Consider the following 1,535-nt stretch of genomic DNA (forward strand, 5'->3'; position numbering starts at 1 on the left):
GCTCAGAGATGTGTATAAGAGACAGGTTCCGAGCCACCCGTCTCCCCTGCTTCGTCAGTGCTCATTTATAGCGCTTGTCGTATTCGCGCCCGAACTTGGTGTAGCTTGCCCACCGCAGCGGGTGCCCTGGCCCGGCTGTGATGCACGAATTGCGATACCGCCGCCGCTATGTTCCCACGTGACGACCGGGGCTCGAGACGCTTGCGTCAATTGGAGGTCACCGAGTACTGGACTCCAGGCGCTGCGAGGCGAACGTATTAACAGCGATGTCTACGAACGGGGGAGCCAATCGGCAGCCCGCCCCTCCAGGGTGATCGGCCTCTCGGCCCCTCCGCCTCGAAGTTGAACGCTGCTATCTGGATCCGAGGCCATTGTCTGTACACGAGCTTCTCACCGGAACAAAGACAGTATACGTGTGTGTTATGCCAGATATGGCACAAACTAGTGATGAACTTCGAAATGCGATCAGGGTAGCGGTCGGTCGATTTGAACGAGAGGGATCGCCAGCGTTCACGAAAGAGGACCTCGCTGCAGTGTGTGATGCAGTGGGGTATGAGATTGATACGAGCGGGCGTTTGCCTCCGAAAGTAGAAATGAGGGCAGGCATCTTGTGGAAGACCGGTGTTGTAGAAGAGGCTAGCCCGGAGGAAGCACCGTCGTCGTTCCGGAAAGACGAGCTGGAAGCGATCATGGAAGCTGTTCAGTAGGTTTGGAGATCGATCGTGGATTCATTGTTGAGGGAGAGGGTTCCAGTGAGTGATCCATACACACACCTACGCAGCAGTTGGATCACCGAAAAGAGTAGTGAAAACAGCTCTATGAGAACCGTTCTATGGCACCCACTCTTATAGGCTATCGAGAGATCAAGTGGCTATAGATTTGATCCGTCGTTTGTCTATTGGCGTGACGTAGTCGTAGCTGAACGTCCTCGAGACGGAGTGCCCGCAGACCGCTGTCGGCTATAGTAACCGTTAGAATTTTCTACCCATAGGTTGTTGCTGCTTCTAATGGATCATCTCGACGAAATCTCCGTCGAAGAACTTCACGACGCACTCGACAACGTCGAGGGGAGGAAGCCGACACAGCGACNATGGATCATCTCGACGAAATCTCCGTCGAAGAACTTCACGACGCACTCGACAACGTCGAGGGGAGGAAGCCGACACAGCGACTGTTAGCGGCAATTGCGTACAAAAACGGCGTTACGCAGACTGAACTAGCCAAGTGGCATAACACCGGCCGGCGAACAATCTACAGCTGGCTCAAGCGACTCGACACTGACGAGTCGCTTGAGCAGGCTGTCACTGATGCTCNATCTACAGCTGGCTCAAGCGACTCGACACTGACGAGTCGCTTGAGCAGGCTGTCACTGATGCTCACCGATCTGGGAGAAAGCGAAAACTATCAGAAAAAGAGCAGCAAGAGTTCGAAGACACAGTCCACGAATCTCCCGAGGAAGTTGGGGTAGACGCGCCGGCGTGGACGCCGGCGCTCGTCCAGCAGTATCTTGACGAGACCTACGATGTCGAGTACTC

General features: G+C 54.9%; 1 protein-coding gene and 1 pseudogene. Both read left to right on the plus strand.

Going from position 1 to position 1,535, the window contains the following annotated elements; genetic code table 11:
• Window positions 1-431: 431 nt before the first annotated feature.
• Window positions 432-707 carry a hypothetical protein gene (locus C492_RS09205; protein WP_049892917.1) on the plus strand — a complete coding sequence of 92 codons (276 nt, stop codon included), beginning with the start codon at window positions 432-434 and terminating at the stop codon, window positions 705-707.
• A 368-nt stretch (window positions 708-1,075) separates the two neighbouring features.
• Window positions 1,076-1,535 (plus strand): annotated as a pseudogene (locus C492_RS09210) (helix-turn-helix domain-containing protein); the annotation flags it as partial.

The organism is Natronococcus jeotgali DSM 18795, assembly GCF_000337695.1.
Classification (GTDB): Archaea; Halobacteriota; Halobacteria; order Halobacteriales; family Natrialbaceae; genus Natronococcus; species Natronococcus jeotgali.